Genomic DNA, 26,871 nt, shown 5'->3' with positions numbered 1-26,871 from the left:
ATCAATTTCACTTATGTCATCCCGTGGCTTGACCACGGGATCCAGTTAAAATACTAAAATTATTAGTATTTGTTTATTATTTTTATAGACCCCGTGGTCAAGCCAATAGTGCCGGACATTTTTCGTTCCATGTCATTCCCGCGTATGCGGGAATGACATCGAGATTTTTTTAAAAAATTGTCCGGTACTATAGGTCAAGCGAACTAGGTGACATAGTGGGTTTTACCGGTCCACACCACAATGTCAGCTCACAATGACGAATCTATATTTAGTTAGCAGTACCAATTCTTTATTTTGCTGACATTGTCATAGCATCTCTAGAAGAAATTATATTATCGATTATTCCAAATTTCTTTGCTTCTTCCGGTGACATGAAATTATCACGTTCCATACTTTTTTCGATATGTTTTAACTCTTGTCCAGTGTGTTTACTATACAATTCGTTAAGTAACCTTTTGATTTTTAGGGTTTCTTGAGCGTGAATTTCTATATCGGTAGCTTGTCCTCTATAACCTCCTGACGGTTGATGGATCATAATACGGCTATGAGGTAAACTATAACGCATTCCTTTCTCGCCTCCGCAAAGTAAAAGTGAACCCATAGAACAAGCTTGACCTATACATAATGTAGCTACTTTAGGCTTTATATATTGCATTGTATCATAAATAGCAAGCCCTGCGGTCACAACTCCTCCGGGGGAATTGATATACATATATATATCTTTTTTAGGATTTTCTGCTTCAAGAAACAATAATTGTGCAACGACTAAGTTTGCCATATGATCTTCAACAGTACTACATACAAAGATTATACGTTCTTTTAGCAATCTTGAATATATATCATAAGCACGCTCACCACGTGAGGTTTGTTCAATTACTATCGGTACATACGACATTAATATTTTCTCCTGAAATTGATTATATGATGTTTCATCATTGCAAGCGAACGTGGTCTGCGTGGATATTGAAACTCGTCATTGCGAGGAAAAACTGTAAGTTTTGACGAAGCAATCCAGTTAAAAACTCTGATTTACAGAATTTTTTTAATTATTTTTACTGGATTGCCACGCTCCCTACGTTCGCTCGCAATGACGATTAGATATCCACGCGGGCAACGCCTGCTCGCAGTGACGATTGCTTACTTCTTATCTTCTAAAGCATTAGCAAGTATATCTCCCATATTGGTGGTATTATCACTAGAACCATATTCTTTGAGAGCTTTTTGACGTTCTGCTATTTTATGAGCTTTTACCGATAATAAAATTCTACCAGTTGATTTCTCGATAGAAACAACTTTTGCTTCTATTTCTTCGTCTATTTTAAACATTTCAGGTTTCTGCTCGTCTTTTTCATCCGATAGTTCAGTTCTTTTAATAAAACCTGCTACTTTATTATTTAATAGTACTTCGAGTCCATCATCTTTAACTTCTGTTATAAGGGCTTTAACTATTGTACCTTTTTTATATTCGTCACTGATTTCTTGATATGGATTAGGTGACAATTGTTTTACACCTAAGCTAACTTGTTCTTTTTCAATATTAATGGCTAGAACTTTGCATTCTATTTCGTCACCTTTCTTGTATGATTTTAATAGATCTGTTCCCTTATCTTCCCAGCTAATATCACCTTCATGAATCATGCCGTCCATATTATTACCGAGTGCAACAAAAATACCGAAATCCGTAATATTTCTAATCGGTGCTTTAATTATAGTACCGACAGGATTATTTTCTGCAAACTTTATTAAAGGATTTTCTTGGCATTGTTTAATACTTAAAGAAACACGATGCTTTTCAGTATCGACCTCTAAAACTACGAATTCTACTTCTTGCCCTATAGTTAGCGTTTTTCTAGGGTTTTGATTAGATTTTAACCAACTAATTTCGCTTGAATGAACAAGTCCCTCAAGTCCGTCTCTTAATTCTATAAATACGCCGTAATCAGCAAAATTTGTAACTTTACCGGTCATTTTTTTACCGACGGGGAATTCTTCTTTAATTGCTTCCCATGGGTTAGAATCAAGTTGTTTTATACCAAGTGATATTCTTTTGGTTTTTTCATCAAACTTAATAACCATTACTTTAACCTTTTGGTTAAATTCTAATACTTCTGAAGGATGGTTAACTCTTCCCCAAGAAATATCGGTTAAATGTAATAAACCGTCAACACTTCCAAGATCGATAAACGCACCGTAATCAGTAATGTTTTTTACGGTTCCTTCTAACACCATGCCCTCTTTAATCTTGGATAACATCTCGTCTCTAGCTTCAGAACGTGATTCTTCTAAGATAGCTCTTCTTGAAACTACTATATTATCAAGCTTTTTATCCATGCTTAAAATTTTAAACGGTTGCTTAATATTCATTATAGAAGTAGGATCTTTAATAGGTCTAACGTCAACTTGGCTTCCCGGTAAGAATGCTACTACACCGGATAAATCCACGGTAAAGCCTCCTTTTACACGACCAAAAATTGTACCGTCGACAAATTCACCCTTGGAACACATGATTTCTAGTTGTCCCCATAATTCTTCTTTGACTGCTTTTTCACGACTCAATATCGTTCTGCCGTTACGTCCCTCAATTTTCTCGATGAAAACTTCAACTACGTCCCCAACTTCAGGTAAAGCTAAAAATTCAGATTTAGGTATTCTACCTTCATTTTTTAATCCAACATCAACAATAACCATATCATTTTTTATTTCGATTACTTGACCTTTAACTACCGTTTTTTCTTTTATATGACTTGTATCAACAGTTTCAAGCATTTTAGAAAAATCTTCTTCAAATTCGTGATTAATTGCTGCAAGTTGTGGAACAAATCGTTGTTTTAGTTTTATTGACATATTTTTCTCGTAATATTAGCTAAAGTGCTTAGGCTAATAAGATTTTTTAAAGGGTTAATAAAATGATATTGTAAAATAAATTACGTCATTGCGAGGAAAAATTGAAAATTTTGACGAAGCAATCTCATGCCAAAATCCTGAGATTGCCACGCAGCCTATGGCTGCTCGCAATGACGATATCTATAATTAAATAAAATAACTTAGCACTTTTTCAAGTTAGTTTATTCTTTATGTAATTCGTTATTTCTTCTACGACTTCTATAGCTGAAAGCTCTGAAGTATCGATAATTAAAGCATCTGAAGCCGGTAATAACGGTGCGGCTTTTCGCTCTTTATCTCTTTTATCTCGCAAAATTATTTGCCGTAAAATCTCATCGAGTATACATGTTTTTCCTTTTGCTTGCAACTGCTTATATCGTCTTTCAGCCCTAATTTGAGGATTTGCAGTGATAAAAACCTTTAAATCGGCGTCAGGTGCAATAACGGTACCTATATCCCTACCCTCCATAATGATTCTTAGCGTTGTTTTTACTAGATTAATCAGATATTTATTTAGATTATTTCTAACTTCGCTTATTACGGCAATTTGCGAGGCTATATTCCCTATATCCTCATTTTCTAAGTCAAAATTATTATCGAGATTTAATTCTTTAGATAAAGCAATTACTGCATCTATATCAGTGACATCTATTTTTTGATTAATACAGTCAAAAGCAAGCTGCCTATAAACAATACTTGACTGAAAATATTTAAGAGAAAATTTTTTTGCCAATATTAAACCGATAGTCCCTTTACCTGAAGCAGCAGGGCCGTCAAGGGAAATAGTAAAATTTTGAGAAAAATCGAAGGCTTTAGTTTTTAAATCCACCATAAAATTATAGACTAAGTAATAAAATATTATAAATAATAGAAATAAAGCTTGAAATCTAGTACATTATGCAATAAATATAGAATTTAAAATTATAAGCTAACTATGTATAAGGCTTTGCTTGCAAAAGCTTATACATATAATTGGCGTTATAAGGGTGATTAGCTCAGTTGGTTAGAGCATTACGTTGACATCGTAAAGGTCGGTGGTTCGAGTCCACTATCACCCACCATCTCACTCCTTAATAAAAACCAATTCGCTATCAGATGAGTGTTTGGGACTAAATTCATAACCTAAATATGGGAAATTCTTAAGTAGCTCAGGTGAGTCAATGAGGTTGTTAGCAATAACATTGACCATCGCCCCACGAGCCTTTTTAGCATTTATTCCAATTGTTGATAATTTTCCGTCTCTATTTTCTTTAAAATGAATGTTAACTAATTGATATTTAAGCTTATTTGGATTTACTACAGATGAATATTCTTGTGATGCTAGATTGAGTAAATATTTATTTTCATGCTTAGCAAGGACTTTATTAATATAATCCGTGATTTCATCTTGCCAAAAGCTCGTTAAATTTATTTCATTTAGTTTTGTTGTCATTTCTAATCTATACGGCTTAATAGCATCTAGCGGTTTTAAGGCTCCGTAAAGACCTGATATAATAAGCAAATGTGATTGTAGGAAATTTAGTTCATGATTAGTTAGTTTTTCTACATGTATATTATTAAAAACATCTCCTGCATAAGCAAAAATAGCTGCTTTACTCTCTTGATTATTAAAATCCTTAAATCTTTCTTTATTTATATGTGCAAGCTTTGTACTTATATTCATTATTTCCGATAATTGATTCTCAGAATAGCTTTGGAGTGTAGAAAGTAACTGATTAGTTAAATTAGGAAATATAGAAGTCGTTAGCTCTGTCTTAAGAGCTAACTTCTCAAAATTAAGAGTTTTAGCGGAAGAAATAATAACAAGCATTTCTATCTAACCGGAGTACTCGGAAGAGATGAGGTGGTATTAGCGATATTTCTGTTAGTATTATCAATTGTTTTCATAATTGCATAACTTGGATCACCGTCAAGTTCTACTACTTCTTTTGATTTCGTAGTTTTTTGACCCGTACAACCAATTAAAGCTATAGAAGCAAATAAAATTATTAAATATCTTATCATAAATACCCTGTTTTAATTTTACACTTAAGATAGTTGCCTATTATTATAATGTCAAGTGAGAGGAAAATTTTATTACCCTACCTTATAACATTTAAGTAATAATCTAAAGATTCTTCATAATATTTTAAATCTAATTCTGCATAATTTAAATTAGGTTCCTCTTCGCTTTTTTCTATTTCAGGTTCAGGTTTAGGCTTATTATAATTTTTTCTAGTTTCTAAATAATATTCTAAAGTTTCTTCATATTCCCATCTAGGGTGATCATCAGATTCTTTTTCTAAATATGTCATTATTGATGATATTTTTTCCTTTAAAGATTCATTACATACTTCTTCACAAATAGGATAATATTCTTTCTTATTAGATACTAAAGGCATGAGTGCTGGTTTACTATCATTTAAGTAATTATATAATGCTTCAAAAAAAGAATCATATTTCCCATTACCTATAATATCGTGACACATGAGAGAGTCTATATTAAGTGCTTGAATAACCAGTTTTCCGTCTATCGATAATATTTTTTTGAAGAGTTCTAAATCTTCAATATGAAGAGCCATGGAAAAAATATTATTATGTAATGCCATGCTTTTTATTATTTTCCACTTCTCTATAACACTATATTTAGACCATTCCATAACTTATCTACTCCTTAAATAAATTTTTAGGCATTCTATAATAAACAATATTATAGAATTTATTGCTTTCAGGGAATTTGCGTTTGCGGATGGAGAAGTTACCAAAATTTCTAATTTCGATACGCTCTTGTTCTTTGAGAGATCGACTTAAATAATCTAAGATTAAATCTACTGAATCTTTAACATCTTCTTTGGAAAGATAATTCAGCTTATCATGTACTTTATCTATTAAATAATTCTTAGTAACCATTATTAAAAAATCGCTTTGATTCCGTTAAAACTATTTTTAAAAAAACTAGGTGCTATACTATCAAAATCTTCAAGTATTATGTCAATTAATTTTGGTTTTGGTTTTAATTGATAATCTTTAACTAGTAGATTAGCATTAATTTTCTTAACTTCCTGTAACCATTTTAATGCAGTATCTTCCGAGCCTATAGCATCTACAAGCTTTAACTTTAAAGCCTGACGACCTGAATATACTCGCCCGTCTGCGAGCTTTTTTACTTCTTCTATGGGAAGATTACGCCTCTCTGAAACAAGTTCAAGGAAAAAATTATAAGTATCTTCTATATTTTCCATAATGGCTACCCGCACTGCTTCCGTCAGTTTTTCGGTAGGATTTGGGACAGCTTTTAATTCACCCGATTTGAAATTATTAAACTTAATCCCCAATTTTTGAGCAAGCTCCGTTACCTCGGCTGTTTGTAGTATTACACCGATTGAACCTGTAATAGTGCCGTTATGGCTAATAATATAATCGCCTCCGAGAGAGATTAAATAACCGCCACTTGCAGCCATTGTTCCCATAACGATTACTACCGGCTTTTTTTCGGATATTTTGCGTAAGATATTATAAATTTTTTCAGAGCCGACTACCGTACCGCCGGGAGAATTTACGTTAACTATTAACGCTTTAATATGAGAATCATCGATTATTTTTTTGAGCTTTTTGTCACGCTTTTCGTCTTCAAGGATTATTTCATCTATTAATACGGAAGCTATATAGTCTTCATTACTATTAATAGGTAAAACCTCTTTTGGAGCAAAATCTTTACCGACTAGTAAGAATACGATAGCAATTAAAATAATAGCTGCTAGTTTCCAAATTAACAAACGAGATTTTATTTGTCTTCTTTCAATTAAATAATCAGGTGTTATACTCATGATTTTTTATGTTTTTAATTAGTATAATCAACGACATTGCGAGCAAGCCGTAGGCTGCGTGGCAATCTCGTCAAATATCCTGAGATTGCTTCGTCAAAATTTTCAATTTTTCCTCACAATGACGATACGACTATAAACCGTTTTTAGGGCGTTCAGGACTCTTCATCATCTCAAAAAACTCACCGTTAGTTTTAGTATTTTCAAGTTTTTTGAGTAAAAATTCTATTGCCTCACTGCTACCCATCGGATCGATAATACGACGAAGAACCCACATTTTATTTAATATTATTTTATCTACTAATAAATCTTCTTTTCTAGTTCCTGATCTAGTTATATCAATAGCCGGATAAATACGCTTATCGGCAATCTTACGGTCTAGAACTATCTCGGAATTACCTGTACCTTTAAATTCTTCAAAAATTACTTCATCCATACGAGAACCGGTTTCAATTAAAGCTGTACCGATTATAGTAAGCGAACCGCCATTTTCGATATTTCTTGCTGCTCCGAAAAATCTTTTCGGTCTTTGTAGTGCATTAGCATCAACACCGCCCGTTAATACTTTCCCTGATGACGGCACTACGGTATTATAAGCACGAGCGAGTCGTGTTATCGCATCTACTAAAATTACCACGTCTTTTTTATGTTCTACTAAACGCTTTGCTTTTTCGATAACCATTTCTGCAAGCTGCACGTGCCTACTTGCCGGTTCATCGAAAGTAGAGCTAACAACCTCTCCACGCACGGAACGTTGCATATCGGTTACTTCTTCAGGTCTTTCGTCTATTAACAGTACTATTAAAAATACTTCCGGATTATTAGTTGTAATTGCATGTGCTATATTTTGTAATAATACGGTTTTACCTGTACGAGGCGGTGCTACTATTAATGCACGTTGTCCTTTACCCATAGGGGCAACAAGTTCAATAACCCGTGTACTAAAATCCTTACTATCTTTACTATTATTTTCAAGTTCTAATCCTAATTTTTCATCAGGATATAAGGGAGTTAAATTATCAAAATGAACACGATGATAAGCTTTAGAAGGGTCTTCAAAATTTACTCTATTGACTTTCAGTAAAGCAAAATAACGTTCTCCGGCTTTTGGAGCTCTGATCTGACCTTCTACAGTATCACCGGTGCGCAGACCAAAGCGACGAATCTGACTAGGAGAAATATAAATATCATCAGGACCTGCTAAATAGTTTACTTCTGGCGAACGTAAAAAACCAAACCCGTCAGGTAATACTTCAAGTACCCCTTCGCCAACTATTAAACCTCCCTGCTCTACAGATTTTTTCAAAATTGCAAAAACTAATTCTTGTTTAAGTAATGAATTAATATTTTCAATTTTTAATTCTTCTGCTTGAGCTTGTAGTTCCTCCGGTAATTTACGTTTTAATTGTTTTAAATTAATAATATTACCGTTCTCTGCAAAATTATTATGATTGTTATTGGATTCGGTATTGTTAAGTTCTTCTGTAGATTCTTTATTAGTTGTGTTCATTATTTTATTATTAATAGATTATAATTGAAAAGTTGAGTTAGCAATTAAGTTTAAAGGTAAGTAATATACTTATTTAAAATTAGGAATCAAATTAGATTTTTAGAAAATTTTATTTATTCTTGCGGTTTGAAGAATTATTTATCTTGTTAGCTTATAAGAGCTGTTTATGTATGTAAAAGCATACTAACAACGTAATAGCACATTGTCAACCCAAATCGTCATTGCGAGCAGGTATTGTTGTGTGGATCAATTTCACCTCTGTCATCCCGTGGCTTGACCACGGGATCCAGTTAAAAATACTAAAATATTAGTATTTTTTATTGTTTTTATAGACCCCTGGTCAAGCCACGGGGTGACACAGTAGGTTTTACCGATCCACGCAACACTGCTTTGCGAGGAGCGAAGCATTGTTGCAATCCAGAAAAATAATTAAAAAAATTCTGTAAATCAGAATTTTTAACTGGATTACTTTGTCGAATTACTGCGTAATTCTTCTCGCAATGACGGAAAACCGAGCCATGCAACAAGGCTGGACAAGCCACGGTATGACATCAAGGACGTTTGGATAAACTAATCCACGTATACTCTACAAATCCTTTGATTTTAATAATAATACATTTGAATTAAGTAATGGAGTGAAAACGTTTTTAACTTCGTTTAATAATGCTTTATTGCTTATTTCTTGGTTTAATTCGCTGCGTACCGCATCAAATATTTCTCTTAAACTTTTCTCTTCTACCATATATTTAAAAATATATTTAGTGCTTCTAAATATCGACATTGAGATATTAACATTATTTAATATCCCATTATTAATAGTAAAATTAATAACATTATTTACTGCTGAAGGATTAGATTCCAAATGCTCATAAATTTGTTTAGCAAAATTGGCAATATTATGGAAGTACGGTATATTATCAAGGTCATCAAGAGAGGCTACACTATCTTTTTGATTTGATACGTAAAATGAATGTTTAATAATATTACCGGTAAGTATTTCAGAAATTGCTTCTCTAGTTACTTTATCCATCTTTTTAACTTTTTGTAGAAGTGAAAAATCTTTTATATAATTTTCCGGTCTTAATAAAATTTTCTCTAAAGGATCAAGATAATCAACAAAATTTAAGCCTGCTTTTTCTACGAATTCATATAACTCAGGAACGGAATAGGCTCTATCCTGTTTGTGCAGGAACATATCATAAACTCCAACGTCACCGAAATTTTGGTAGTCTGAAAATAATTCCCAACCTCTTTTATACCAGTTAGTAGCAGGCAAATTATCTAGAATTAGCTTCCCGTTCATTACTTCTTCGACACGGTTTTTAGTATCTTTATTTATCATTTTCATTAAATCCTGAATTTGATAAACACCGGTATGTCCGTATTTAGCATATACCATTAAACCCATACCGCCGGTCGGTTTTAAAGAATCTTTTAGATTTTTTAAACCTTCATCAGGATTTGCTAAATGATGAAGCACGCCGGTACAATTTATATAATCGAATTTTCCAAGTTTTAAATTAGGTATATTTAATATTGAATCATTAATCCATTTAATATTTTTAAGTCCTCGTACTTCTGCACGTTTTTGTGCTACTTCCATGCTAGGCTTGCTGAAATCTAGATATATTATCTCGGCATTTTTTTTATCTTTTAACTGCTCGGCAAGATAAATAGTCGAATCACCGGTGCCGCCGCCCGCTATTAAGCATCTAAAATTATTATTAAAATTTTCTTTTCCTTTATATAGAAAATGGTTTAATTCTCCTAAGAACTCACCGCAAATTGCAAGTAAACGTTCTTTTTCTTGATTTGGGTCTCTGAAAGGATAAGGATAATCTTGATAATGCTCTTGCACTTCTGCTAAGTCTTTAGAAATTTTTGTTTTCTTTGAATCGTTCATAAATATTATTGTTTTTAAGTTATTATTATATAATCGTTTATCTATTTTCGGCTTTGTTGCATGGTTCGGTTATGTCATTCCTGCGAAAGCAGGAATCCAAAAAAAGTGTAAATACAGCAAGTTTTTGAAATTAAAAGCTCGCTTTATGCTGGATTCCTGCTTTCGCAGGAATGACATCCAATGAGACTCGCCTTAAGTTGACACCCATGCACCTTTAGCTAGGAATGACATAAACAGCCATGCGGGCAAAATTATCTACTCTTTAAGAAGTATATCTCTTATAATTAATTGAATAGTATAATTATCTTGCCAATTATTCGTTTTTAACGTTCCTATTGCGGCAATATTCTTTGCTTTAGGGCTTAATAGAACCTCTTCAAATGAAGTACCTACCGAATTAAAGGCAATAGCAGACAAGGCTTTATTACCAAAGCCTCGCTTATTTGGAGCCAGCATACATTTAATATGTTTACTTCCAACGATATCCGCTTTTAATACAAATAAATCATCGAATTTAAATATAGGCTCATGATTTCCTTGACCGAAAGGCTCTAAAGTGTTTAATTCCTTCATTAAAGGGAAATTCACACCATTAACCGTTAAATCAATATCATATTCCGCATGCTTATAATTTTCTAGTTTATTTATACTAATTCTAAAAGCATTATTAAAAAAATTCTGCAATTCTTGTAATTTTTCAGCAGTTACGGTAAAACCTGCCGCCATAGCATGACCTCCGCCTGCTATTAGCAAATCTTTGCTTTTAGCATTGATAATCTCAGCACCGAAATCAATACCTAAAATAGAACGGCATGAAGCTTTACCAATCCCGTCATTTAAAGCCACAACCGCTACCGGCTTATCAAATTTTTCTTTTAATCTACCGGCAACGATTCCTATAACGCCTGGATGCCATCCTTCTTTTACGATAAATAATAAACTACTATCTTGTTGAGTTAAAGCAATTTCTGTTGCCTCTTCTATCATTAATAACTCAATTACTTTACGCTCATTATTATGTTTTTCAAGTTCTTCAGCTAATTTACTTGCTTCATTAGAACAACTAGTAGATAGGAGATTAGCCCCTAAACTTGACTTTCCTACTCTACCGCCGGCATTAATACGAGGACCTAAAATAAAACCTAAATGATAACATTTCGGTATTTCATTAAGCTCTGCCATATCATATAATGTTTTAATCCCTATATTTTGCCTTTGTTGCATTACTTTCAATCCGCTTGCGACAAATGCACGATTTAAGCCTGTTAATTTCATCATATCACAAACAGTACCAAGAGCCACTAAATCTAGATACTTCATTAGGTTAGGCTGAAGCATTGTTTGCGTGAAATAATTTTGCTTCTTTAAATTCGATAATATTGCAGTTGCAAATAAGAAAGCAACTCCTACGGCTGCCAAATGTTTACATTCGCTTTTTTCATCAATACGATTTGGATTTACTATAGCTACTGCATCCGGTAATATTTCCGTAGCTATATGATGATCGATTACTATAACATCAAGGTTAAGGTCTTTTGCGTATTTTAGGGCTTCATGTGCCATAGCACCGCAATCAACCGTAATTAATAATTCTGTGCCGTTATCTTTAATTTTTTGCATAGCAAAAGGAGTCGGACCGTATCCTTCAGCTATACGATCAGGAACATAAATATCACATAGTATATTTAAATCTCTAAAGACGTTTTTAAGTAAAGCAGCTGAAGTAGCACCGTCTACATCATAATCGGCAAAGATACATATTTTTTGGTTATTTAAAATAGCTTTAACGGTTCTATCTACAGCCTTTTTCATATCGAGTAGATGAAAAGGATCAGGTAATAAATTTTTGATTTTCGGTATCAAAAAATTTTCTACTTCCTCTAGATTATTTACTCTTAATGATACTATTCTAGCAAGTAAATCACTAATTTTGAAACTACGACATAACTCGGTGACTATATCTTCGTTAATCAGTTTCTGCTGCCAGATTTTACCGTTTATAGATGCTTGTGGTTTCATGTGTTTATTAGACCGTATTTTTGCTGTATATCGTCATTGCGAGGAGGTATTATTGTGTGGATGCCGCCCCGTCATTGCGAGCAGTCGTAGTACTTGCGTGGCAATCTCATGAAATAATACTCCTGAGATTGCTTCGTCAATTGCTACGCAATTTCCTCGCAATGACGACTTGGGTATCCACGCAACAATGCCTACTCAAAATGACGTATACACTTATATCTCTGAAAGTTTCTTAGCCTCGTCATCTGCAATTAAAGCTTCAACAAACTCATCTAATTGTCCGTTTTTAACTACTTCGTCTATCTTATAAAGTGTTAAGTTTATTCTATGGTCGGATACTCTTCCCTGTGGAAAATTATAAGTACGTATCCGTTCCGAACGATCTCCCGAACCTACCTGCCCTCGTCTACTGTCGGCTCTTTCTTGTTCTTTTTTGCGGCGTTCTTCCTCATAAATTCTAGCACGTAGAATTTTTAATGCCTTTGCTTTATTTTTATGCTGTGACTTCTCATCTTGCAAGGCTACGGTAATACCGGTAGGGATATGAGTGATACGTACGGCAGAATCGGTAGTATTAACATGCTGCCCACCAGCCCCTGAAGCTCTATAAGTATCGATTCTTAAGTCTTTATCTTCAATTTTAATATCAACCTCTTCAGCTTCAGGAAGTACTGCAACCGTTGCTGCTGAAGTGTGAATACGTCCTTGTGATTCCGTTTCCGGTACTCTTTGCACTCTATGAACGCCTGACTCAAATTTTAGTTTAGAGAATACATCTTTGCCTTTTATCGATGCCGATGCTTCTTTATAACCGCCTATTCCCGTATCGGAAATCGCTAATATCTCGAAACGCCATCCTTTTAACTCGGCGTATCGTTGGTACATATTGAAAAGTACGGCAGCAAAAAGTGCGGCTTCTTCTCCGCCGCTTCCTGCTCTAACTTCAATAATAGCACTTTTACTATCTGCATCATCCTTTGGTAATAAAGCAATTTTTACGGCTCTTTCAAGTTTTGGTAACGAATTTTCAAGGGTGTGTATTTCGTCTTCAATCATTTCTAAAGTGGCATTATCAAGTCCCACTTCTAGCTTAAAATTATTTGCTTCTTCAAGCTCAGATTTAGCTTTATTATATTCTTTAATTTTTGCTACAACATCTTCAAGTTCGGCATATTCTTTAGATGCCTTAACAAACTCGTCTCCCATAATGCCGGAAGATAGTTTTTTGCCTAAATTTTCATATTTATCTAAAATTTTTGCTAAATTATCTGAAAAACTCATGTTATTTTTGATTTATTTGGGGATGAGGTTAGTTTTAACGTCATTGCGAGGAAAGGCGGAGCCTTGACGTGGCAATCTCAGGAATTTTATACTGCTTCATGAGATTGCCACGCAGCCTACGGCTGGCTGCTCGCAATGACGGTTTGGGTATGCCTCCTCGCAATGACGACTTATATCAGCATCAAAGCGGGACTTTCTATAAACTTCTTAAATGCTGCCAAAAACTCAGCACCGACTGCTCCGTCTACTACTCGGTGATCGGCAGAAAGAGTTACATCCATAATTGTTGCTATAGTTACTTGATCATTCTTGACTATAGCACGTTTTGCACTAGCTCCGACGCCCATTATACAACTTTGCGGTGGGTTAATTATAGCATTGAAATTCTTAATACCGTACATACCGAGGTTAGAAATGGTAAACCCTCCGCCCTGAAATTCTTCAGGGGTTAATTTATTATCTTTTGCTTTCTTTATTAATTCTTTCATTTCACGAGATAGCTCTATAATGTTTTTTTGATTGGCATTTTTAACTATCGGCGTAACAAGCCCGTTCTCAATCGCTACCGCTACTGAAATATCGACATTATTGTGATACCTAATTGCATCTTCTCCCCAGCTAGCATTGGCATTTGGTAATTCTTGTAAAGCTTTGGCTACTGCTAAAATAATAAAATCATTAACCGATATCCTTGTTGATTTATCTTCAGAAAAAGATTTATTAATGTCTTCTCTTATATCTAACAATTTATCGACATTACATTCTATAGATAAATAAAAATGTGGTACTGTTTGTTTAGATTCAAGCAGACGCTTAGCTATAATCTTGCGGATATTATTATTTGGTACTAAACGATATTCTTCAGGATTTCTACTAACTATTTTATTATGAACAGTGCTAGGAGTATATGATAATATATCTTGTTTGACTATTCTACCGTGCGGACCGCTACCTTTTACGCTCTCAAGTCTAATATTTCCCATTTTTGCAAGTCTTTTTGCTAGTGGTGAGGCGAATATTTTACTAGCATCATGTTTTATAACTGCTACCTGTTCTTCTACCTTAGCTATATTCTCGTGGGGTTTTGGAAGGTTAGCATCTGTTTTCGGTGACGGTGATACATTATTATTTTTTGCAATAAACGCATCAATGTCCGTTTTTTCTTCACCCTCTTCGCTTAACACGGCAATTAAAGAGTTAACAGGTACATTTTGACTATTTTGTGGGATAACTATTTTGGCAAGTATACCTTCGTCTACTGCTTCTACTTCCATCGTTGCTTTATCGGTTTCAATTTCGGCAATTACTTCTCCGGGATTAACTTTATCCCCTTCTTTTTTTAACCACCTAGCTAGATTTCCTTCCGTCATAGTTGGAGATAAAACAGGCATTAAAATTTTAATTGGCATAATTTGTTTTTAGTTTTTATTATTGTTTAGTTGTGGTAGGTATTTTTTATCGTCATTGCGAGGAGAAGCGTAGCATCGACATGGCAATCTCAGACCTTTAGCACGAGATTGCTTCGTCAAAATTTTCAATTTTTCCTCGCAATGACGATTCAGTATCCACGCATCACAATGACGACTTGAGTAGCTATTACACCTTAATATCAGGGCTAACTATCATTATCATCTGCTTACCTTCCATTTTAGCATGCTGATCGATTTTAATGGGTCCTTCGAGCCCTACTTCTATACGTTTAAATAGTTCTTGACCGACTTCTTTATGAAGAATCTCTCGTCCCTTAAACCATAAAGAAATTTTTACCTTATCACCGTCTTTCAAAAATTCTTTTATTTTTCTTAGCTTAGTTTCAAAATCACCTATACTAATGTTAGGTTTAAATTTCATTTCTTTAAGTACGACGATTTTTTGCTTTTTGCGTGCTTCATGCAAACGCTTTTTGCTTTCGTACTTAAACTTACCAAAATCTAGAATTTTACAGACAGGGGGTACAGCATTCGGTGATATCTCGACTAAGTCAAGGCTGGCTCTTTCCGCCATATCTAATGCTTTTCTAATATTTACGACGCCGTGCATTTCGCCGTTTTCGCCTACTAGACGAACTTCTCTAGCTCTGATTTCTCTATTAGCCTTAGGAAAATTATTTTTAGAAATAAAATTTCTCCGTATTATGTTTATAAATAAATATATATTGCATTTAACTTATTTTATTTAAAATTACAAGTAAATAAAATATTTTATCTTTAATTTTATTTAGAAAGTTTTAAAAAAAATTGAAACTACAAGACAAATTCCAAATATTAATAAACAGATTCGTGTTAATTTAGCGACTCTTTCCTGTATTTTCAAGTTTTTTAGGTCTATAGCATGCTTATGAGCTTGTTCTTTTTGTGCCATATGTATTAATTCCTGTAAAGTACCGGGATAAATACTCTCATACTCACTGATTAAATCAATTGGCGGTAATATATGTTCAAATTTTTTACGGTAAAAATTATTATCAGGCTCATTGACACTAAAAGTCTTAGCATAACCTTTATTTAATCTATTATTTTTTTTGTTAAAAAAACGTTTAGTCTCTTTCATATTCCTTTTTTATTTTTTGAAATGTATATAATATATTACTTTCAACTATTTTAAAATAATCAATTAATTGCGTTTCTTTTTTTTGCTGTTGTTTGGAGCTTTTCATATTTATTATATTCTTTAGCTCTGCATATACTAGTTTTATAAAACTTTGTTTCATTGATTATACTAAATTTATAAAATCTTTTTTTGGTATTAGCGGTTCGCCCCTAAAATTTATAGCATTATTAAATTTATTGCAACAGCTTATAAAATTTTTATCACATCCGGCAATAATTTTTACTTCCTCGGTATCTTTAGCATAATCCGGTATAATATCCTCTAATATAATTAAATCACCAAAATTGCTTAGAATTTTACTGTTAAAACGATTTTCGCCGAATATAATTTGACCGCCGTTATAATAGCCGTTTTCTTTATCTAAATCTAGTATTCTTAAACTTTCCTTGAGCATTTCTTTAACCTTATATATGCCGCTATATAAAGCTTTATCTATTTTGCATTTACTATCTCCAAAAACTGCTCTACATGTTTTGCTATATCGATTAATTACAGTCTGATTATATTTTACTGTTTCGGGTTTTAAATGTATTTTAAAGTTTAAATCGTATTTTGTATATAAAGTGCAATAATATGTAACGAAATGCTCAAAAAGCTTGTCAGTATATATTATTATTTAAACAATAGAATTATTTAAATCCATTGCCGTCGTAATGCCGTTTTCTTCAAAAATACCTTCAATGATTATATGGTTTTGTGCGGAATCGTTAAATTCTGCTTCTTTTAAATCTAAACCGGAATTTGGTAAAAAAACTCTCTCTTCATTTTTTATAGCATAGTCATTATTTGTTAAGTTTAATTCCTCACCGCTAGCTAGCTTAATTTGAAAACAATAAACAAAATTTGTAAGCTTTGTAATTACTTCTTCAATATTATTAGATGATAAAATACTCATATATATTCCTGATAAATAATAAAGCAGATAGACGAAGTTTAATTTGGAAAAGAGCAAAGCACTTTGAAGCTTATAACCGCAGCGTATATATAATACGTGAGGATTATAAGCGAGAAGTAACACCGCCAATTTTTCAAATTAAACGAGTATAGCTACCTCCACTAACTCTATGTTGGATAATTCTATAGAACCGTCATTACAATAAGAATATTCAAAACTATCTATACTAAATTTAACTGCTACGTCAAAAGTAAAATCAGCAGTTAAAACTACATCTTGACCTAAGGGACTTGGTAAGGTCACTATACCGTCGTTGTAATCTACAATGCCCATAGCTCTTACATTATTAATATATAGAATTACACTATTATTAACCGGTTTAGTGATAACTCGTTCGTAAGGAGCAATAGAATCGCTATATATATTCTTTAGCTGAAATTTATTTAAATTGCCGTCACCCTTAGCAATCATTCCGTTCGTTACTTTATAATCGGCATAATCCCTAAACCTAAAAGCAAAATTACTTCCACGTCTTGCTTTAAAAAAGCTATTAAACTGCTCAAATTCAGAGCTACTTAATCTAGCATTTTTGATTAAATATTTTTGGCAACCGTAATTGCGGTCTAAATGTCTTGCTTCTCTACCTGATTTAGTTATAGCGTGAGAAGTAGAAAATTCCGTCTTTCCGACCGCAAAACTTTCAATAAATTCCGGCATACGTATATCGTGAAAATTCATAAGATACCTAAATTATTATTCAAAAAGAATAATATCCTTTTTAATTAAAGAGCGGAAATCTTCATTCATATCTATATTCCATCTTTTTATATCTATATGTATTGATATATCAGACTCATCTAGTACTTTCCTAATTTCAAGCAAAACTTCATGATTAATATCATCCATAATACAAAGATCAAGATCAGAAAATTTTTTATGATTTCCTTTAACTCTTGAGCCGTAAGCATAAAATTTATAAGGATATTTGCTTAGTATGGTACGTAATATTAGTAAATCTTGTTTATCAAGCTGAATCACTACGTTTCTCCAAATTTTTTATAAGCTCATCTACAGCATGAGAAAACTTATCAAAAATACTAATTACCAATTCTACATTTTTTTCATTATAAGTATGAACTGTAATTTTACGAATCTCGATAAATCTAAACCATTTCCTAGGATCAGAAATTAAACCGCTAACCGCTGCTTCTCGAAATATTTCTTTTAAAGTATATGGGGACTTACCACCTTTTTCACAAAAACGTTTCATCATTTTCCATGCCACTTCATAGCAAAACTCAAAGGCCTGTATACTACCTGTTTTATTCTGCTCGGTATCTAAATGTTTACGAAACTCTTCAAATTTCTTTCTTGATTTTAGTAGGCTACTTATATCTAGCCCTGCGATTAAATGCATTTTATACTCCTATTTTTTGTTTTAACAATGTCTGATAATTCATTACTAGTTTTGTACTGACTAAGTCTTTGCTAGTTTGAAATTCTATTTTATTTGCTTTTATCCCTACAACATTTTCAAATGAGTGATGCTCTATTTTATCGCTTATTTTACTAGCTAGATTAAACGCCATATTACGATTTTTATCATTAGTAAAGATACATATTTCAAGTTCCAGCTGTATTATATTTTGTACATTAGTAGATATATTATTAACATTCAATATATTAACAAGTAAGAATGGGCATTTTGCATCCTGAACAACGGAAAAATATATTTTATTAATTTTAGTTTTTATTTCATTATCATTTATAAGTAATTTATACAAACTTAGCTGAAAATTATAGATAAAATCATGATACATATATTTCCAACGCTATTATATTTAAAAATTTACTTTTTTCTTCAACATTAATAATCCGTTTAATTTCAAATTCCCGTTCTTTAAATAAAATACGCATTTTAGTAGAGATGTTTTTTATAAATCTTATTCTAAATAAAAAAATATCCTTCCGTTATTATATGTCCGAAGCTTATGTTTTCTAGAGCAAGAAATTTGCTGTCACATAATGGTTTGATTTCAGCATAGCTTGTTAATTTCTCTACCCATTTATCCTCTTCCATACCTTCTCCTGCGATATTTTCTAAAAACTTAATTTGATGCTGAAAATTTTTCACTACTGTTTTTGTCATTTTATTACCTTGTTAAATTATTTCCGTCATTGCGAGCCGGCATTTATGCCGGCGTGGCAATCTCAGGAATTTACTACTTCATGAGATTGCCACGTCGCTTCGCTCCTCGCAATGACGAATTATCTAACCAAACACGCCAATCTTAATAGCTTCTTGGTTTACCACATCACCTCCTACTCTCTTTACAGCATAAAACTTTACAAAAGGCTTTTCGGTGTAAGGATCACGCATTATATTAATACCGCTTCTATCTACTATTTTATAGGCTGTTTTAAAGTCCCCTATTGCTATAGCATTTCCCTTTTTATCTATAGGCGGCATATCGGAGCTACAAACTACTGGTATTCCAAATATTGTTTGCTTAAACGAATCTGATAGTGATTGCTGCCAAATAAAACGCCCTTGATTATCTTTAAGCTTCTGTACTTCGGACAAAGTAATACGATTCATTAGCAAAGTTGCATTTGCTAAATATTCTTCTTTAAGTGAATTTATAAAATCAAGCAGCCCATCGGCGGTAATTTTATTACCCATCTTAACTTTTTCGATTTTATCATGGTCAGGCGATAAAATACCTCTAGGTTTTTTATACCGTCACTATTTATAAACGCATTATTTTCCATTTTAACGAAACTATCACGCAATCTTTCACCCAACCAATTTTCAACCCTAATAGTCGCATCATCAAGTAGTGCTTGGCTAGCTTTCGGCTGTGCATATAGCTCATGAACAAAAATACGCTGTTGCTTTAACTTCGCTGCCGGAGTTTCTTCTCGTGCTTCTACCTCCCCAATCCAGCCACTACTAAATTTACCGTCCTCGCTTATTATATCAAGGGCATTCGTAGAAATTGTTTCAAACGAAGCAAGTCCTCTCATTGGCGATCTAGCATTTATTTCGGTGATGATACTGTTATATAAAGTCTGTAATATTAAAACGCCGCCTGCTTCAGTACTACTATTTAGGGATGATTTTTGCATAAGCCCGGTATCTTCGCCTTTACGTACATAATTAATGAAAGCTGTTTTCTGTTCCTGTTCTTCTATATTTACACTATTTGGTCTTTCTAAAATATTTTGCATATTATATAGCTTTTCCTCTAACTCATTGATTTTATCGTTATATTCTATTTCTTGTCCTTTAGTGATATATAAGATTTTAGCACTCTGATTAGCAGGAAAAGTAACAATACTTATCTCTAAAAGCTCTGCTTCGGTAATTACTCTCTGCCTTGCATCATTATAAACCGAGTTTTTTATATAAAAGCCTATAGATAATCCATCTATTGCTCCTTGCTTTATTAGCTCTATCGCTTCTACTCCTGCTTTGACTTTATTATTTATCACTGCTTCCATTTTTAAACCATGGTCATCTTCAGCCAAATGAGTAATAATTCCTATAGGTTTTTTACTGTCATGTTGCCAAAGAAATTTTACGTTATGGTGAGAAGCATTTGCAAAAGCTCCTTTAGAAATTAAATCGTTATGATGATCGGCAATATTATAAACACTCACATAGCCGATAATTACTACCTCATTATCGGTTACAGATTTTATTTCCATATTATCGAAAGTTTGATTGCTGTAGATTACTTTTTTCATATATTTATTACCTATTTTCCGTTGTCACCCCATGACTTAATCACTCGGTGCATTAAGATAATATAACTGAAAAAATGCTAGCACTAAGAGGTGGGTGTTGTATGGATCGAAAAATACGTTCGATGTCATTCCTGCGAAAGCAGGAATCCATTACTTTAAAGCTTTAAAAAAGCTCGATTTATCTCGCTTTACGCTGGATTCCTGCTTTCGCAGGAATGACATTAAGAACATTCAAGATATCAAACATTTACTATCATCGTTAGTAGATTTTGTACCCATCAAAGGTACTTCTTCAAGTTTTTCGGCTTCTTCTTCCGGCATTTCAAAAGATAATAATGTTGAATAGGAATATTCAACATTACAAAAATGCCATACTTTATCAAATTGCTCATTGCAGTCTTTAATAATTTTTTTTTAATCTCATCACCTATATATTTAAAATGACGATGATAAAATAACATATTAGAAGTAATAGTAATAGCGATACTATCTAGCTGTTTTTCTAAACATTTAGTATTAGTAATCATTCTTAAAGAAATATTTTGGCATGATTTATATCCAAGTTTTTGACCTATTAAAATAATATAATCACCAAAAACTAAATCCGGTAAAATATCGTAAATAGTACCGCTATAATAAAGCTGAGATAGAGGCAATACTGCCTCTTCTTCATCAAGTAACATCGCACAGGTCAAATTTTCTACTGCCGACTCAAACAATATATTAACTGCTTTTTTAGCATAAGAAGGCCATTTATCGTGAAAAGCAAAAAATATTTTTTGCTGTCTTAAACCTTCCTTAAGCAACTGATTTACCGGTGTTAAGTAAAAAATTTTATTGTTTTTCAAAATATTATCACAATATATTACATCGTTAAACAAGTACATCCACTGCTATCATGTTTGTTATAATAGTTGTCTTGACCAAGTGTTAGAATTTGGTCATTTGGTGCTTCATGAATGATAGAGCTTGAAGGGATATAACTAGTTGAGCGTTTTATTTCGCCATTAATATCTTGTGTTTTAGTAGTGTGGTTAATATTAGTATTTGGCAGTGGTGCTGAAACAGTAGAGATAGGCGAAAATGTTGATTCCGGAATACAGAGTATATCTGTTAAATTAGTATTCATTAGATGTTTATTGAAAGCAAATTCAGCATTACTTTTCATTATATCATTAATGCCCATTTGATATATAACTTTGGTATTTAAAATAGAATTAGCACAAACGGTAGTTAATTTTTTAAACTCTTCTGATAAAGCATTATCACTTTTATAGGAAGTATTTGTACATTTAATAGAATCAAGTTTCTTCCCTATTTCTAGGATAAAATCTCCTTTAGTATAATTTTTTTCTACCAACCAGCCATTATAATAAAACTGAGCAAAATAGTAAGATGCATCTCCTTGACCACAAACTAATGCCTCTTTCAATTCTTTATGCAATTCAATTATAATGTCTATATTATCGTTTGTTATTATTAGTATATTGCTTCCTGAATTTGTAAGAGGCATTTCAACATTTTGTAAATAATCTGATAATGCTTCTTGTAACATTTCAAAAGAAGTGAGTAGTTTCTTTTCTATTTGTTTATTTTTCTTTTTTATCATTAAATTTCATTCCTTTATTTTTTTTAAGATATGGTGTATAGAAGTTTTTTATAATTCAAAGCAACAAATTTGAATATCATTACTCTTTGTATCACCTATTACTTTTGCACTATTTTCTTCTTAATTGAATTCTGTTAATTCAATCATAGAAAAATCATCGATTTCCTTATTAAGTTCTCTACAGGTTCTATTTCTACTAATAAGCTGGTAATTTCCCGGTAGGTCACTATTAAATTTTTCTATTAGTGGCTCTAAGTAAGAAGTTTCTTTACGAAAGTAAGAAATTTTAGGATTCCATTCTTTTTGAGCTTTATTTATAAATTGAACTTTTTCTGCGGCTAATTTTTCAAGTATTTCATAGTTATCTAATTTAGCACTTTCCGGAACTTTTACGTTTGACAATGTATAACCAATGATATTTACTAAATGACCAGCTCCAGGCATTACAAGGTTAAGGTAATCTTTATGATAGAAATCATTAACTACAAAACAAGCCTCTAATTTTCCAAGAATCATTGCTGCTTGTAAATATTTTATAGATTGAATAAATTTTTTTGTATTGCATAATTAATTACTTTTTTTTCTTGATACAAGATTATAGCATTGGAGTATAAATTTATCCCCTTAGTATGTAGATACTCAGGGGGTAATTTTGTATTCTTAGCTGACATCATCATCTGTTCAAATAATGATTGTTTTTCTTCATCATAAGTAGTTTCTTTCATAATCCATATTCCTATGATATATTACAATAATTATCTCCTGAGGTTATTACCTCATCTTCATTTGTAGGTATTAAGGGTATAAGCTTTGAAAAATTTGTTGGTGCATATATAAATGGAAGGCTATCAATAGTGAGATTAAAATTTGCAATAATTTTATCCTCGTTAACTGCGAAAGGATTGTTGCTATTTTGCTTTTGACATATTTCAATAGCTTTTACATGAGCAACAACACTTGGTTTGAAAAATTTTTCATTAATTTTTACTGACAATAAGGAGGTATTCATACATTTTTTATTATTAAGTTCTCTTCCGACTAAGACCATAATATCTCTAAATTGTGTTATATTTATATTTTGAAGTTCATAATTAGGCATTTTTTTTATTACTTCGTCATATAGTTCTAATAATCCTTCACATGCGTTATTATTACCTGTAAATAAGGCACATTTAAAAGTTTTTTCGGTTTTGTGGAAATCTAGCATTAATGTACGGCTATTATCAGAAGAAAGTTTTTTAAATTCGTTTAATTGCTCATACGCATTTATTAAAAACTCTTGAGACTTAGAGTTGCTATTCTCTCGGGGCATATTAATATTACCTTGTTAAATTGGAGCTTAAGTAGAAGTTAACAAAAATTAAATCTACAATTTAAATTTAGTAATATTTTTGCTAAAAGAAAAGTTCGGCAGTGGAAAAAGAGATTATTTTTTTGGAAGGTAGTTGCAATATTATTCTGCCGGTACTATCTATATCTTTAAAAAGGCCGGTTACTATATCATTTTGATATTTAACGCTAATATTTTCATGTAACTTATAAGCATGTTCTAACCATTTTTTTCTAATAAAAGAAAAACCGTTATTATGCCAAATTTGATAATATTTTTCAAAATTCTCTATTAATTTTTCAAGTAAAGCTTGTGGTTCTATAGGAGGTAGATTTTCGCTTATTAAGCTAGTAGTAGGCTGGTCGATATTATCAGGGTGATAGGTGATATTAATACCGATACCGATAATAAGGTAATAATTATTTTTTACTTTAACGGATTCAAGAAGTATACCGGCAATTTTCCGACCGTTAACTAAAACATCATTGGGCCATTTTAGTTGTATAGTGTCATCCCGTAGCCCCCCCACGGGATCCAGATTGTTTATTGATTGATTGAATCCCGTGGCGGGGCCACGGGATGACATAGTATCATAGACGGCAAGTGCTGTAACAAAAGATAATTGCGGTAATAATTCTAGCTCTTTATCAGGCTTTATTAGTAAACTTACATGTAAGTTACCTACCCTAGACTGCCAATTTTTACCGCTTCTACCTCGTGCTTTGGTTTGAGATTTAGCAAGTACTGCATAGTTTGAATCAACTTTATTACTCTTAGCAATTCTCATAGCCTCAGAGCTTGTACTGTCTATTTCATCAAAAACAATTAGTTTAAATTTACCTATATTCATTTTTTTAGTAGTCGTCATTAAGCCTACTCAATGTCATTCCCGCTAGGCATTGTTGCGTGGATCAGTTTTATCTCTGTCATCCCGTGGCTTGACAGCAAGCAAAATCTAATCACCCCCACTTACATGACTTCTGGCTACACTATATTTGCTTTGAATTTTTGGTGCTTCGCTTTTACTTTTAGTTATAAAGCTTTCTAAATCTTGTTTAGTAAATTTAAACTTAGCAATATTTTCATCAAAGGTTTTAGTTTTATCAAATCGTACATCTTTATTTTTATCTATTCCAAGTACCTCAATGAAACTATCTTTTATTTTACTTGAAGCAGCAGGATCGTTTAAGGTATACAGCAAAGCTTTCAATGAGTTTGTATCGGCTTTTAATGTATTATTACGACTAGTTGCAGCAATAATTACATATTCTTTAAGCTTTTCATTTAATTCTTTTTCGTTTAATGCTCCGGTTTTACAAAATGATAATAGCATTTTTGCTTTATCGTCATGATTTTCGATAATTCCGTCTTGCCATTTGGAAGCATTATTTTCTTTTGACGAAATAAACATTTCTAATAATTTAGTTCCAAATGTTTTATCTGCTTCTTTGCCAAGGTCATGATTATTCAAATGTTCTCTAGTTTGACAATATCCTTTAATATTCAAATAATCAGAATATTTTTGTGCATCTTTGAAATCCAAAGTATCTATTCCGGCAGTATCTAAAACAACAGTGTTTAAAGCATTTTCACGTAACTGCTCATTAGTTTCTCTTAGAGTTTCGGTATATTTAAATTTTCCTCCTACTTTTGCAAGAGTCTTAAATAATACATCAGCTAAAAACTTTACGATATCACTTGGGCTTTCAAATTTTTTTGCACTATATATAGCAATATTTGCATCAGCTTCCATACCCGTGCCAAAAGCCATAGCTAGAGTTCTACCTTGCTTTTTAGCTAAGGTAATCTTTTCCATATTATCAGTTACTTCTTTTGTATCAAATTCCGGTTCATTGCCTTTAAAATATTTTGTCGGTATATTATCTCTATATCCGCCGTCGACATATTTTTTACCGTCAATTTCTACCGGTTCAAAAACAAGCGGTATAGAAGCAGAAGCACGGCAAGCTAAAGCAATTTCAATATTTGGCGTATCAAAGCTATTGAAAATAGTTAGTTCGCTTGTCTCTTGCTGAGTTGCTGTAATTACTAAATCCTTATACTGCACTGGGATCGTATTTTCGCAGTAACGCTATATCCTTAAAATATATTTTACCGTCTTTTTGGTTGTATCTTTCTCTTAATTCATCAAGAGCTTTATCATCTTTAACATTTACTATATCTGATCTCTGTAAAAAATTTCTATATTTTCTTTAATAACAAGTTCTAATAAATCATATAAAGGTTTACCGTCTTTATTTAACTGTACTATACCTGCAGAAAATCCTTTTTTTCCAAGCAATGTTTGCAGATTTGTATTTTTAGAAATTTCTTCAAATCGCTCAGGTGGTGTCCCAAGAGCTACCACTGCTGCAGTTATAGCACCGGCGGAAGAACCTGCTACCGCCTTGACATTATCTAAAATACCGGCTTTTTTTGCTGCCTCATAAGCTCCGGAATATATTGCTCCCTTAGCTCCCCCTCCACTAAAAGCTATATATTCGATAGGAATTTCTTGAGCCTTTTTAATATCTTCTAAATTCATAATTTTATTTTATTAAGTTATCTTCTACAAACTTCCAGTTAATCATATGCTTAATAAATATGTCAACATAATCAGGTCGTTTGTTACGATAATCAATATAATAGGCATGCTCCCAAACATCGCATGCAAGAAGCGGCTTCATACCGTTTGCTATAGGTGTACCGGCATTAGCGGTTTTTATAATTTGTAGCCTATTATCGTGATATACAAGCCATGCCCAGCCGCTACCGAACTGTCCTACGGCCTCTTGCTTAAACTGTTCACAAAATCCTTCAAAACTACCGAAATCTTTATTAATTTGTTCTAATATTTTACCGCTTGGCTTACCTCCGCCCTGCGGTTTTATTGAATGCCAAAAAAAACTATGATTCCATATTTGGGCTGCGTTATTAAAAATAGCTGCATTTGAGTTTTGAGATGACCATTCTATTATTTCTTCTAAATCTTTTTTTTGTAATTCTTCTTTATCTTTGAGTAAATTGTTTAGATTTTGTACATAAGCATTATGATGTTTACCATGATGATAATCAAAAGTCTCGGGAGTAAAATGTGGTTTAAAACTCTCTTTGTCATAAGGTAAATCAGGTAAGATAAAAGGATATGAGGTTTGATTAGATTTGTTGCAATAGGTCATGTTATTTTCTCCTAGGTTGGTTTTGGTGTTTATCGTCATTGCGAGCGAACGTTAGTGAGCGTGGCAATCTCAGGAATTCTCCCGAGATTGCTTCGTCAA

General features: G+C 32.6%; 30 protein-coding genes, 1 tRNA gene and 3 pseudogenes. 1 reads left to right on the top strand and 33 read right to left on the bottom strand.

Going from position 1 to position 26,871, the window contains the following annotated elements; genetic code table 11:
* Window positions 1-289 precede the first annotated feature (289 nt).
* The 3 genes from clpP to cmk form a co-directional block, all read right to left on the bottom strand.
* A complete protein-coding gene (gene clpP, locus RF_RS04135) occupies window positions 290-895 on the bottom strand; it encodes an ATP-dependent Clp endopeptidase proteolytic subunit ClpP (protein ID WP_011271101.1) in 606 nt (201 codons plus the stop codon).
* A 242-nt stretch (window positions 896-1,137) separates the two neighbouring features.
* Window positions 1,138-2,844, bottom strand: coding sequence for a 30S ribosomal protein S1 (locus tag RF_RS04130; RefSeq protein ID WP_011271100.1), 1,707 nt, complete (start codon window positions 2,842-2,844; stop codon window positions 1,138-1,140).
* Window positions 2,845-3,055: 211 nt separating this feature from the next.
* Window positions 3,056-3,715 (bottom strand): (d)CMP kinase, encoded by a 660-nt coding sequence (gene cmk, locus RF_RS04125; protein WP_011271099.1) that lies wholly within the window; start codon window positions 3,713-3,715, stop codon window positions 3,056-3,058.
* A gap of 152 nt (window positions 3,716-3,867) precedes the next feature.
* On the opposite strand from cmk, the gene RF_RS04120 reads away from it, so the two are divergent.
* Window positions 3,868-3,944 (top strand) — tRNA-Val (locus tag RF_RS04120).
* Window positions 3,945-3,946: 2 nt separating this feature from the next.
* On the opposite strand, the gene RF_RS04115 is transcribed toward RF_RS04120, so the two are convergent.
* The 30 genes and pseudogenes from RF_RS04115 to RF_RS03960 form a co-directional block, all read right to left on the bottom strand.
* The gene (locus RF_RS04115) at window positions 3,947-4,693 is read right to left on the bottom strand and encodes a YaaA family protein (RefSeq protein WP_011271098.1); all 747 of its coding nucleotides are present in this window, start codon (window positions 4,691-4,693) and stop codon (window positions 3,947-3,949) included.
* Between the two features lie 2 nt (window positions 4,694-4,695).
* The gene (locus tag RF_RS04110) at window positions 4,696-4,887 is read right to left on the bottom strand and encodes a hypothetical protein (RefSeq protein ID WP_039594994.1); all 192 of its coding nucleotides are present in this window, start codon (window positions 4,885-4,887) and stop codon (window positions 4,696-4,698) included.
* A gap of 77 nt (window positions 4,888-4,964) precedes the next feature.
* Window positions 4,965-5,522 (bottom strand): hypothetical protein, encoded by a 558-nt coding sequence (locus RF_RS11440; protein ID WP_011271097.1) that lies wholly within the window; start codon window positions 5,520-5,522, stop codon window positions 4,965-4,967.
* A gap of 7 nt (window positions 5,523-5,529) precedes the next feature.
* Window positions 5,530-5,772: an HU family DNA-binding protein gene (locus RF_RS04095; RefSeq protein WP_011271096.1), complete on the bottom strand. Its 243-nt coding sequence runs from the start codon at window positions 5,770-5,772 to the stop codon at window positions 5,530-5,532.
* A 2-nt stretch (window positions 5,773-5,774) separates the two neighbouring features.
* Entirely contained in the window at window positions 5,775-6,689 is a 915-nt protein-coding gene (sppA, locus tag RF_RS04090) for a signal peptide peptidase SppA (RefSeq protein WP_011271095.1), read from the bottom strand.
* A gap of 130 nt (window positions 6,690-6,819) precedes the next feature.
* A complete protein-coding gene (gene rho, locus RF_RS04085) occupies window positions 6,820-8,196 on the bottom strand; it encodes a transcription termination factor Rho (RefSeq protein ID WP_011271094.1) in 1,377 nt (458 codons plus the stop codon).
* Between the two features lie 586 nt (window positions 8,197-8,782).
* A complete protein-coding gene (locus tag RF_RS04080; protein WP_011271093.1) occupies window positions 8,783-10,099 on the bottom strand; it encodes a class I SAM-dependent methyltransferase in 1,317 nt (438 codons plus the stop codon).
* A gap of 255 nt (window positions 10,100-10,354) precedes the next feature.
* Complete coding sequence (gene recJ / locus RF_RS04075) at window positions 10,355-12,118, bottom strand: single-stranded-DNA-specific exonuclease RecJ (RefSeq protein ID WP_011271092.1); 1,764 nt, start codon at window positions 12,116-12,118, stop codon at window positions 10,355-10,357.
* Between the two features lie 213 nt (window positions 12,119-12,331).
* Entirely contained in the window at window positions 12,332-13,399 is a 1,068-nt protein-coding gene (prfA, locus tag RF_RS04070; RefSeq protein WP_011271091.1) for a peptide chain release factor 1, read from the bottom strand.
* Window positions 13,400-13,569: 170 nt separating this feature from the next.
* Window positions 13,570-14,808 (bottom strand): pyruvate dehydrogenase complex dihydrolipoamide acetyltransferase, encoded by a 1,239-nt coding sequence (locus tag RF_RS04065; RefSeq protein ID WP_011271090.1) that lies wholly within the window; start codon window positions 14,806-14,808, stop codon window positions 13,570-13,572.
* 187 nt (window positions 14,809-14,995) lie between these two features.
* Complete coding sequence (infC, locus tag RF_RS04060; RefSeq protein ID WP_236682671.1) at window positions 14,996-15,481, bottom strand: translation initiation factor IF-3; 486 nt, start codon at window positions 15,479-15,481, stop codon at window positions 14,996-14,998.
* 135 nt (window positions 15,482-15,616) lie between these two features.
* Window positions 15,617-15,949, bottom strand: coding sequence for a DUF2335 domain-containing protein (locus RF_RS04055; protein WP_011271088.1), 333 nt, complete (start codon window positions 15,947-15,949; stop codon window positions 15,617-15,619).
* Window positions 15,936-16,109, bottom strand: coding sequence for a hypothetical protein (locus RF_RS10585; protein WP_008580225.1), 174 nt, complete (start codon window positions 16,107-16,109; stop codon window positions 15,936-15,938). The genes RF_RS04055 and RF_RS10585 overlap by 14 nt, the downstream gene beginning before the upstream one ends.
* A gap of 3 nt (window positions 16,110-16,112) precedes the next feature.
* Window positions 16,113-16,499: a phage BR0599 family protein gene (locus RF_RS08970; RefSeq protein WP_231564279.1), complete on the bottom strand. Its 387-nt coding sequence runs from the start codon at window positions 16,497-16,499 to the stop codon at window positions 16,113-16,115.
* A pseudogene (locus RF_RS04045) lies at window positions 16,500-16,904 on the bottom strand (baseplate hub domain-containing protein); the annotation flags it as partial. It lies immediately after the preceding gene.
* A gap of 138 nt (window positions 16,905-17,042) precedes the next feature.
* Complete coding sequence (locus RF_RS04040; RefSeq protein ID WP_011271085.1) at window positions 17,043-17,642, bottom strand: phage distal tail protein, Rcc01695 family; 600 nt, start codon at window positions 17,640-17,642, stop codon at window positions 17,043-17,045.
* Between the two features lie 15 nt (window positions 17,643-17,657).
* Window positions 17,658-17,942 carry a nucleotidyltransferase domain-containing protein gene (locus RF_RS04035; protein ID WP_011271084.1) on the bottom strand — a complete coding sequence of 95 codons (285 nt, stop codon included), beginning with the start codon at window positions 17,940-17,942 and terminating at the stop codon, window positions 17,658-17,660.
* Entirely contained in the window at window positions 17,929-18,321 is a 393-nt protein-coding gene (locus RF_RS04030) for an HI0074 family nucleotidyltransferase substrate-binding subunit (RefSeq protein ID WP_011271083.1), read from the bottom strand. Before RF_RS04030 ends, RF_RS04035 begins: the two co-directional genes overlap by 14 nt.
* A 1-nt stretch (window position 18,322) precedes the next feature.
* Window positions 18,323-18,724, bottom strand: a complete 402-nt coding sequence (locus RF_RS04025; protein ID WP_011271082.1) for a hypothetical protein — start codon at window positions 18,722-18,724, stop codon at window positions 18,323-18,325.
* Entirely contained in the window at window positions 18,714-18,821 is a 108-nt protein-coding gene (locus RF_RS11435) for a head-tail adaptor protein (RefSeq protein WP_014408662.1), read from the bottom strand. Before RF_RS11435 ends, RF_RS04025 begins: the two co-directional genes overlap by 11 nt.
* Window positions 18,822-18,852: 31 nt before the next feature.
* Window positions 18,853-19,053, bottom strand: coding sequence for a hypothetical protein (locus RF_RS11430; RefSeq protein ID WP_011271081.1), 201 nt, complete (start codon window positions 19,051-19,053; stop codon window positions 18,853-18,855).
* A 123-nt stretch (window positions 19,054-19,176) separates the two neighbouring features.
* Window positions 19,177-20,615: pseudogene (locus tag RF_RS04015) on the bottom strand (phage major capsid protein).
* Window positions 20,616-20,932: 317 nt separating this feature from the next.
* Window positions 20,933-21,541 (bottom strand): hypothetical protein, encoded by a 609-nt coding sequence (locus RF_RS04005; RefSeq protein WP_011271078.1) that lies wholly within the window; start codon window positions 21,539-21,541, stop codon window positions 20,933-20,935.
* Window positions 21,520-22,263, bottom strand: a complete 744-nt coding sequence (locus RF_RS04000) for a hypothetical protein (RefSeq protein ID WP_011271077.1) — start codon at window positions 22,261-22,263, stop codon at window positions 21,520-21,522. The genes RF_RS04005 and RF_RS04000 overlap by 22 nt, the downstream gene beginning before the upstream one ends.
* 120 nt (window positions 22,264-22,383) lie before the next feature.
* Window positions 22,384-22,779 (bottom strand): hypothetical protein, encoded by a 396-nt coding sequence (locus RF_RS03995; RefSeq protein ID WP_011271076.1) that lies wholly within the window; start codon window positions 22,777-22,779, stop codon window positions 22,384-22,386.
* 17 nt (window positions 22,780-22,796) lie between these two features.
* Complete coding sequence (locus RF_RS03990; RefSeq protein ID WP_041405319.1) at window positions 22,797-22,988, bottom strand: hypothetical protein; 192 nt, start codon at window positions 22,986-22,988, stop codon at window positions 22,797-22,799.
* Between the two features lie 11 nt (window positions 22,989-22,999).
* Window positions 23,000-23,575: a hypothetical protein gene (locus RF_RS11425; RefSeq protein WP_011271075.1), complete on the bottom strand. Its 576-nt coding sequence runs from the start codon at window positions 23,573-23,575 to the stop codon at window positions 23,000-23,002.
* An 82-nt stretch (window positions 23,576-23,657) separates the two neighbouring features.
* Entirely contained in the window at window positions 23,658-24,443 is a 786-nt protein-coding gene (locus RF_RS03975) for a biotin--[acetyl-CoA-carboxylase] ligase (protein ID WP_039595047.1), read from the bottom strand.
* Window positions 24,444-24,548: 105 nt separating this feature from the next.
* Window positions 24,549-26,114, bottom strand: a pseudogene (locus RF_RS08965) (patatin-like phospholipase family protein); the annotation flags it as partial.
* Window positions 26,115-26,142: 28 nt separating this feature from the next.
* Window positions 26,143-26,772, bottom strand: a complete 630-nt coding sequence (locus RF_RS03960; protein ID WP_041405318.1) for a superoxide dismutase — start codon at window positions 26,770-26,772, stop codon at window positions 26,143-26,145.
* Between the last annotated feature and the right edge of the window lie 99 nt (window positions 26,773-26,871).

This window comes from Rickettsia felis URRWXCal2 (assembly GCA_000012145.1).
Taxonomy (GTDB): domain Bacteria; phylum Pseudomonadota; class Alphaproteobacteria; order Rickettsiales; family Rickettsiaceae; genus Rickettsia; species Rickettsia felis.
This window is presented reverse-complemented; position numbering and strand designations above follow the sequence as displayed.

Bases quoted from the DNA above. Each gene is read 5' to 3' on its own strand.
- clpP (WP_011271101.1), bottom strand. From the start codon at position 895: ATGTCGTATGTACCGATAGTAATTGAACAAACCTCACGTGGTGAGCGT.
- RF_RS04130 (WP_011271100.1), bottom strand. From the start codon at position 2,844: ATGTCAATAAAACTAAAACAACGATTTGTTCCACAACTTGCAGCAATT.
- cmk (WP_011271099.1), bottom strand. From the start codon at position 3,715: ATGGTGGATTTAAAAACTAAAGCCTTCGATTTTTCTCAAAATTTTACT.
- RF_RS04115 (WP_011271098.1), bottom strand. From the start codon at position 4,693: ATGCTTGTTATTATTTCTTCCGCTAAAACTCTTAATTTTGAGAAGTTA.
- RF_RS04110 (WP_039594994.1), bottom strand. From the start codon at position 4,887: ATGATAAGATATTTAATAATTTTATTTGCTTCTATAGCTTTAATTGGT.
- RF_RS11440 (WP_011271097.1), bottom strand. From the start codon at position 5,522: ATGGAATGGTCTAAATATAGTGTTATAGAGAAGTGGAAAATAATAAAA.
- RF_RS04095 (WP_011271096.1), bottom strand. From the start codon at position 5,772: ATGGTTACTAAGAATTATTTAATAGATAAAGTACATGATAAGCTGAAT.
- sppA (WP_011271095.1), bottom strand. From the start codon at position 6,689: ATGAGTATAACACCTGATTATTTAATTGAAAGAAGACAAATAAAATCT.
- rho (WP_011271094.1), bottom strand. From the start codon at position 8,196: ATGAACACAACTAATAAAGAATCTACAGAAGAACTTAACAATACCGAA.
- RF_RS04080 (WP_011271093.1), bottom strand. From the start codon at position 10,099: ATGAACGATTCAAAGAAAACAAAAATTTCTAAAGACTTAGCAGAAGTG.
- recJ (WP_011271092.1), bottom strand. From the start codon at position 12,118: ATGAAACCACAAGCATCTATAAACGGTAAAATCTGGCAGCAGAAACTG.
- prfA (WP_011271091.1), bottom strand. From the start codon at position 13,399: ATGAGTTTTTCAGATAATTTAGCAAAAATTTTAGATAAATATGAAAAT.
- RF_RS04065 (WP_011271090.1), bottom strand. From the start codon at position 14,808: ATGCCAATTAAAATTTTAATGCCTGTTTTATCTCCAACTATGACGGAA.
- RF_RS04055 (WP_011271088.1), bottom strand. From the start codon at position 15,949: ATGAAAGAGACTAAACGTTTTTTTAACAAAAAAAATAATAGATTAAAT.
- RF_RS10585 (WP_008580225.1), bottom strand. From the start codon at position 16,109: ATGAAACAAAGTTTTATAAAACTAGTATATGCAGAGCTAAAGAATATA.
- RF_RS04040 (WP_011271085.1), bottom strand. From the start codon at position 17,642: ATGAATTTTCACGATATACGTATGCCGGAATTTATTGAAAGTTTTGCG.
- RF_RS04030 (WP_011271083.1), bottom strand. From the start codon at position 18,321: ATGCATTTAATCGCAGGGCTAGATATAAGTAGCCTACTAAAATCAAGA.
- RF_RS04025 (WP_011271082.1), bottom strand. From the start codon at position 18,724: ATGTATCATGATTTTATCTATAATTTTCAGCTAAGTTTGTATAAATTA.
- RF_RS11435 (WP_014408662.1), bottom strand. From the start codon at position 18,821: ATGCGTATTTTATTTAAAGAACGGGAATTTGAAATTAAACGGATTATT.
- RF_RS11430 (WP_011271081.1), bottom strand. From the start codon at position 19,053: ATGACAAAAACAGTAGTGAAAAATTTTCAGCATCAAATTAAGTTTTTA.
- RF_RS04005 (WP_011271078.1), bottom strand. From the start codon at position 21,541: ATGTACTTGTTTAACGATGTAATATATTGTGATAATATTTTGAAAAAC.
- RF_RS04000 (WP_011271077.1), bottom strand. From the start codon at position 22,263: ATGATAAAAAAGAAAAATAAACAAATAGAAAAGAAACTACTCACTTCT.
- RF_RS03995 (WP_011271076.1), bottom strand. From the start codon at position 22,779: ATGATTCTTGGAAAATTAGAGGCTTGTTTTGTAGTTAATGATTTCTAT.
- RF_RS03990 (WP_041405319.1), bottom strand. From the start codon at position 22,988: ATGAAAGAAACTACTTATGATGAAGAAAAACAATCATTATTTGAACAG.
- RF_RS11425 (WP_011271075.1), bottom strand. From the start codon at position 23,575: ATGCCCCGAGAGAATAGCAACTCTAAGTCTCAAGAGTTTTTAATAAAT.
- RF_RS03975 (WP_039595047.1), bottom strand. From the start codon at position 24,443: ATGAATATAGGTAAATTTAAACTAATTGTTTTTGATGAAATAGACAGT.
- RF_RS03960 (WP_041405318.1), bottom strand. From the start codon at position 26,772: ATGACCTATTGCAACAAATCTAATCAAACCTCATATCCTTTTATCTTA.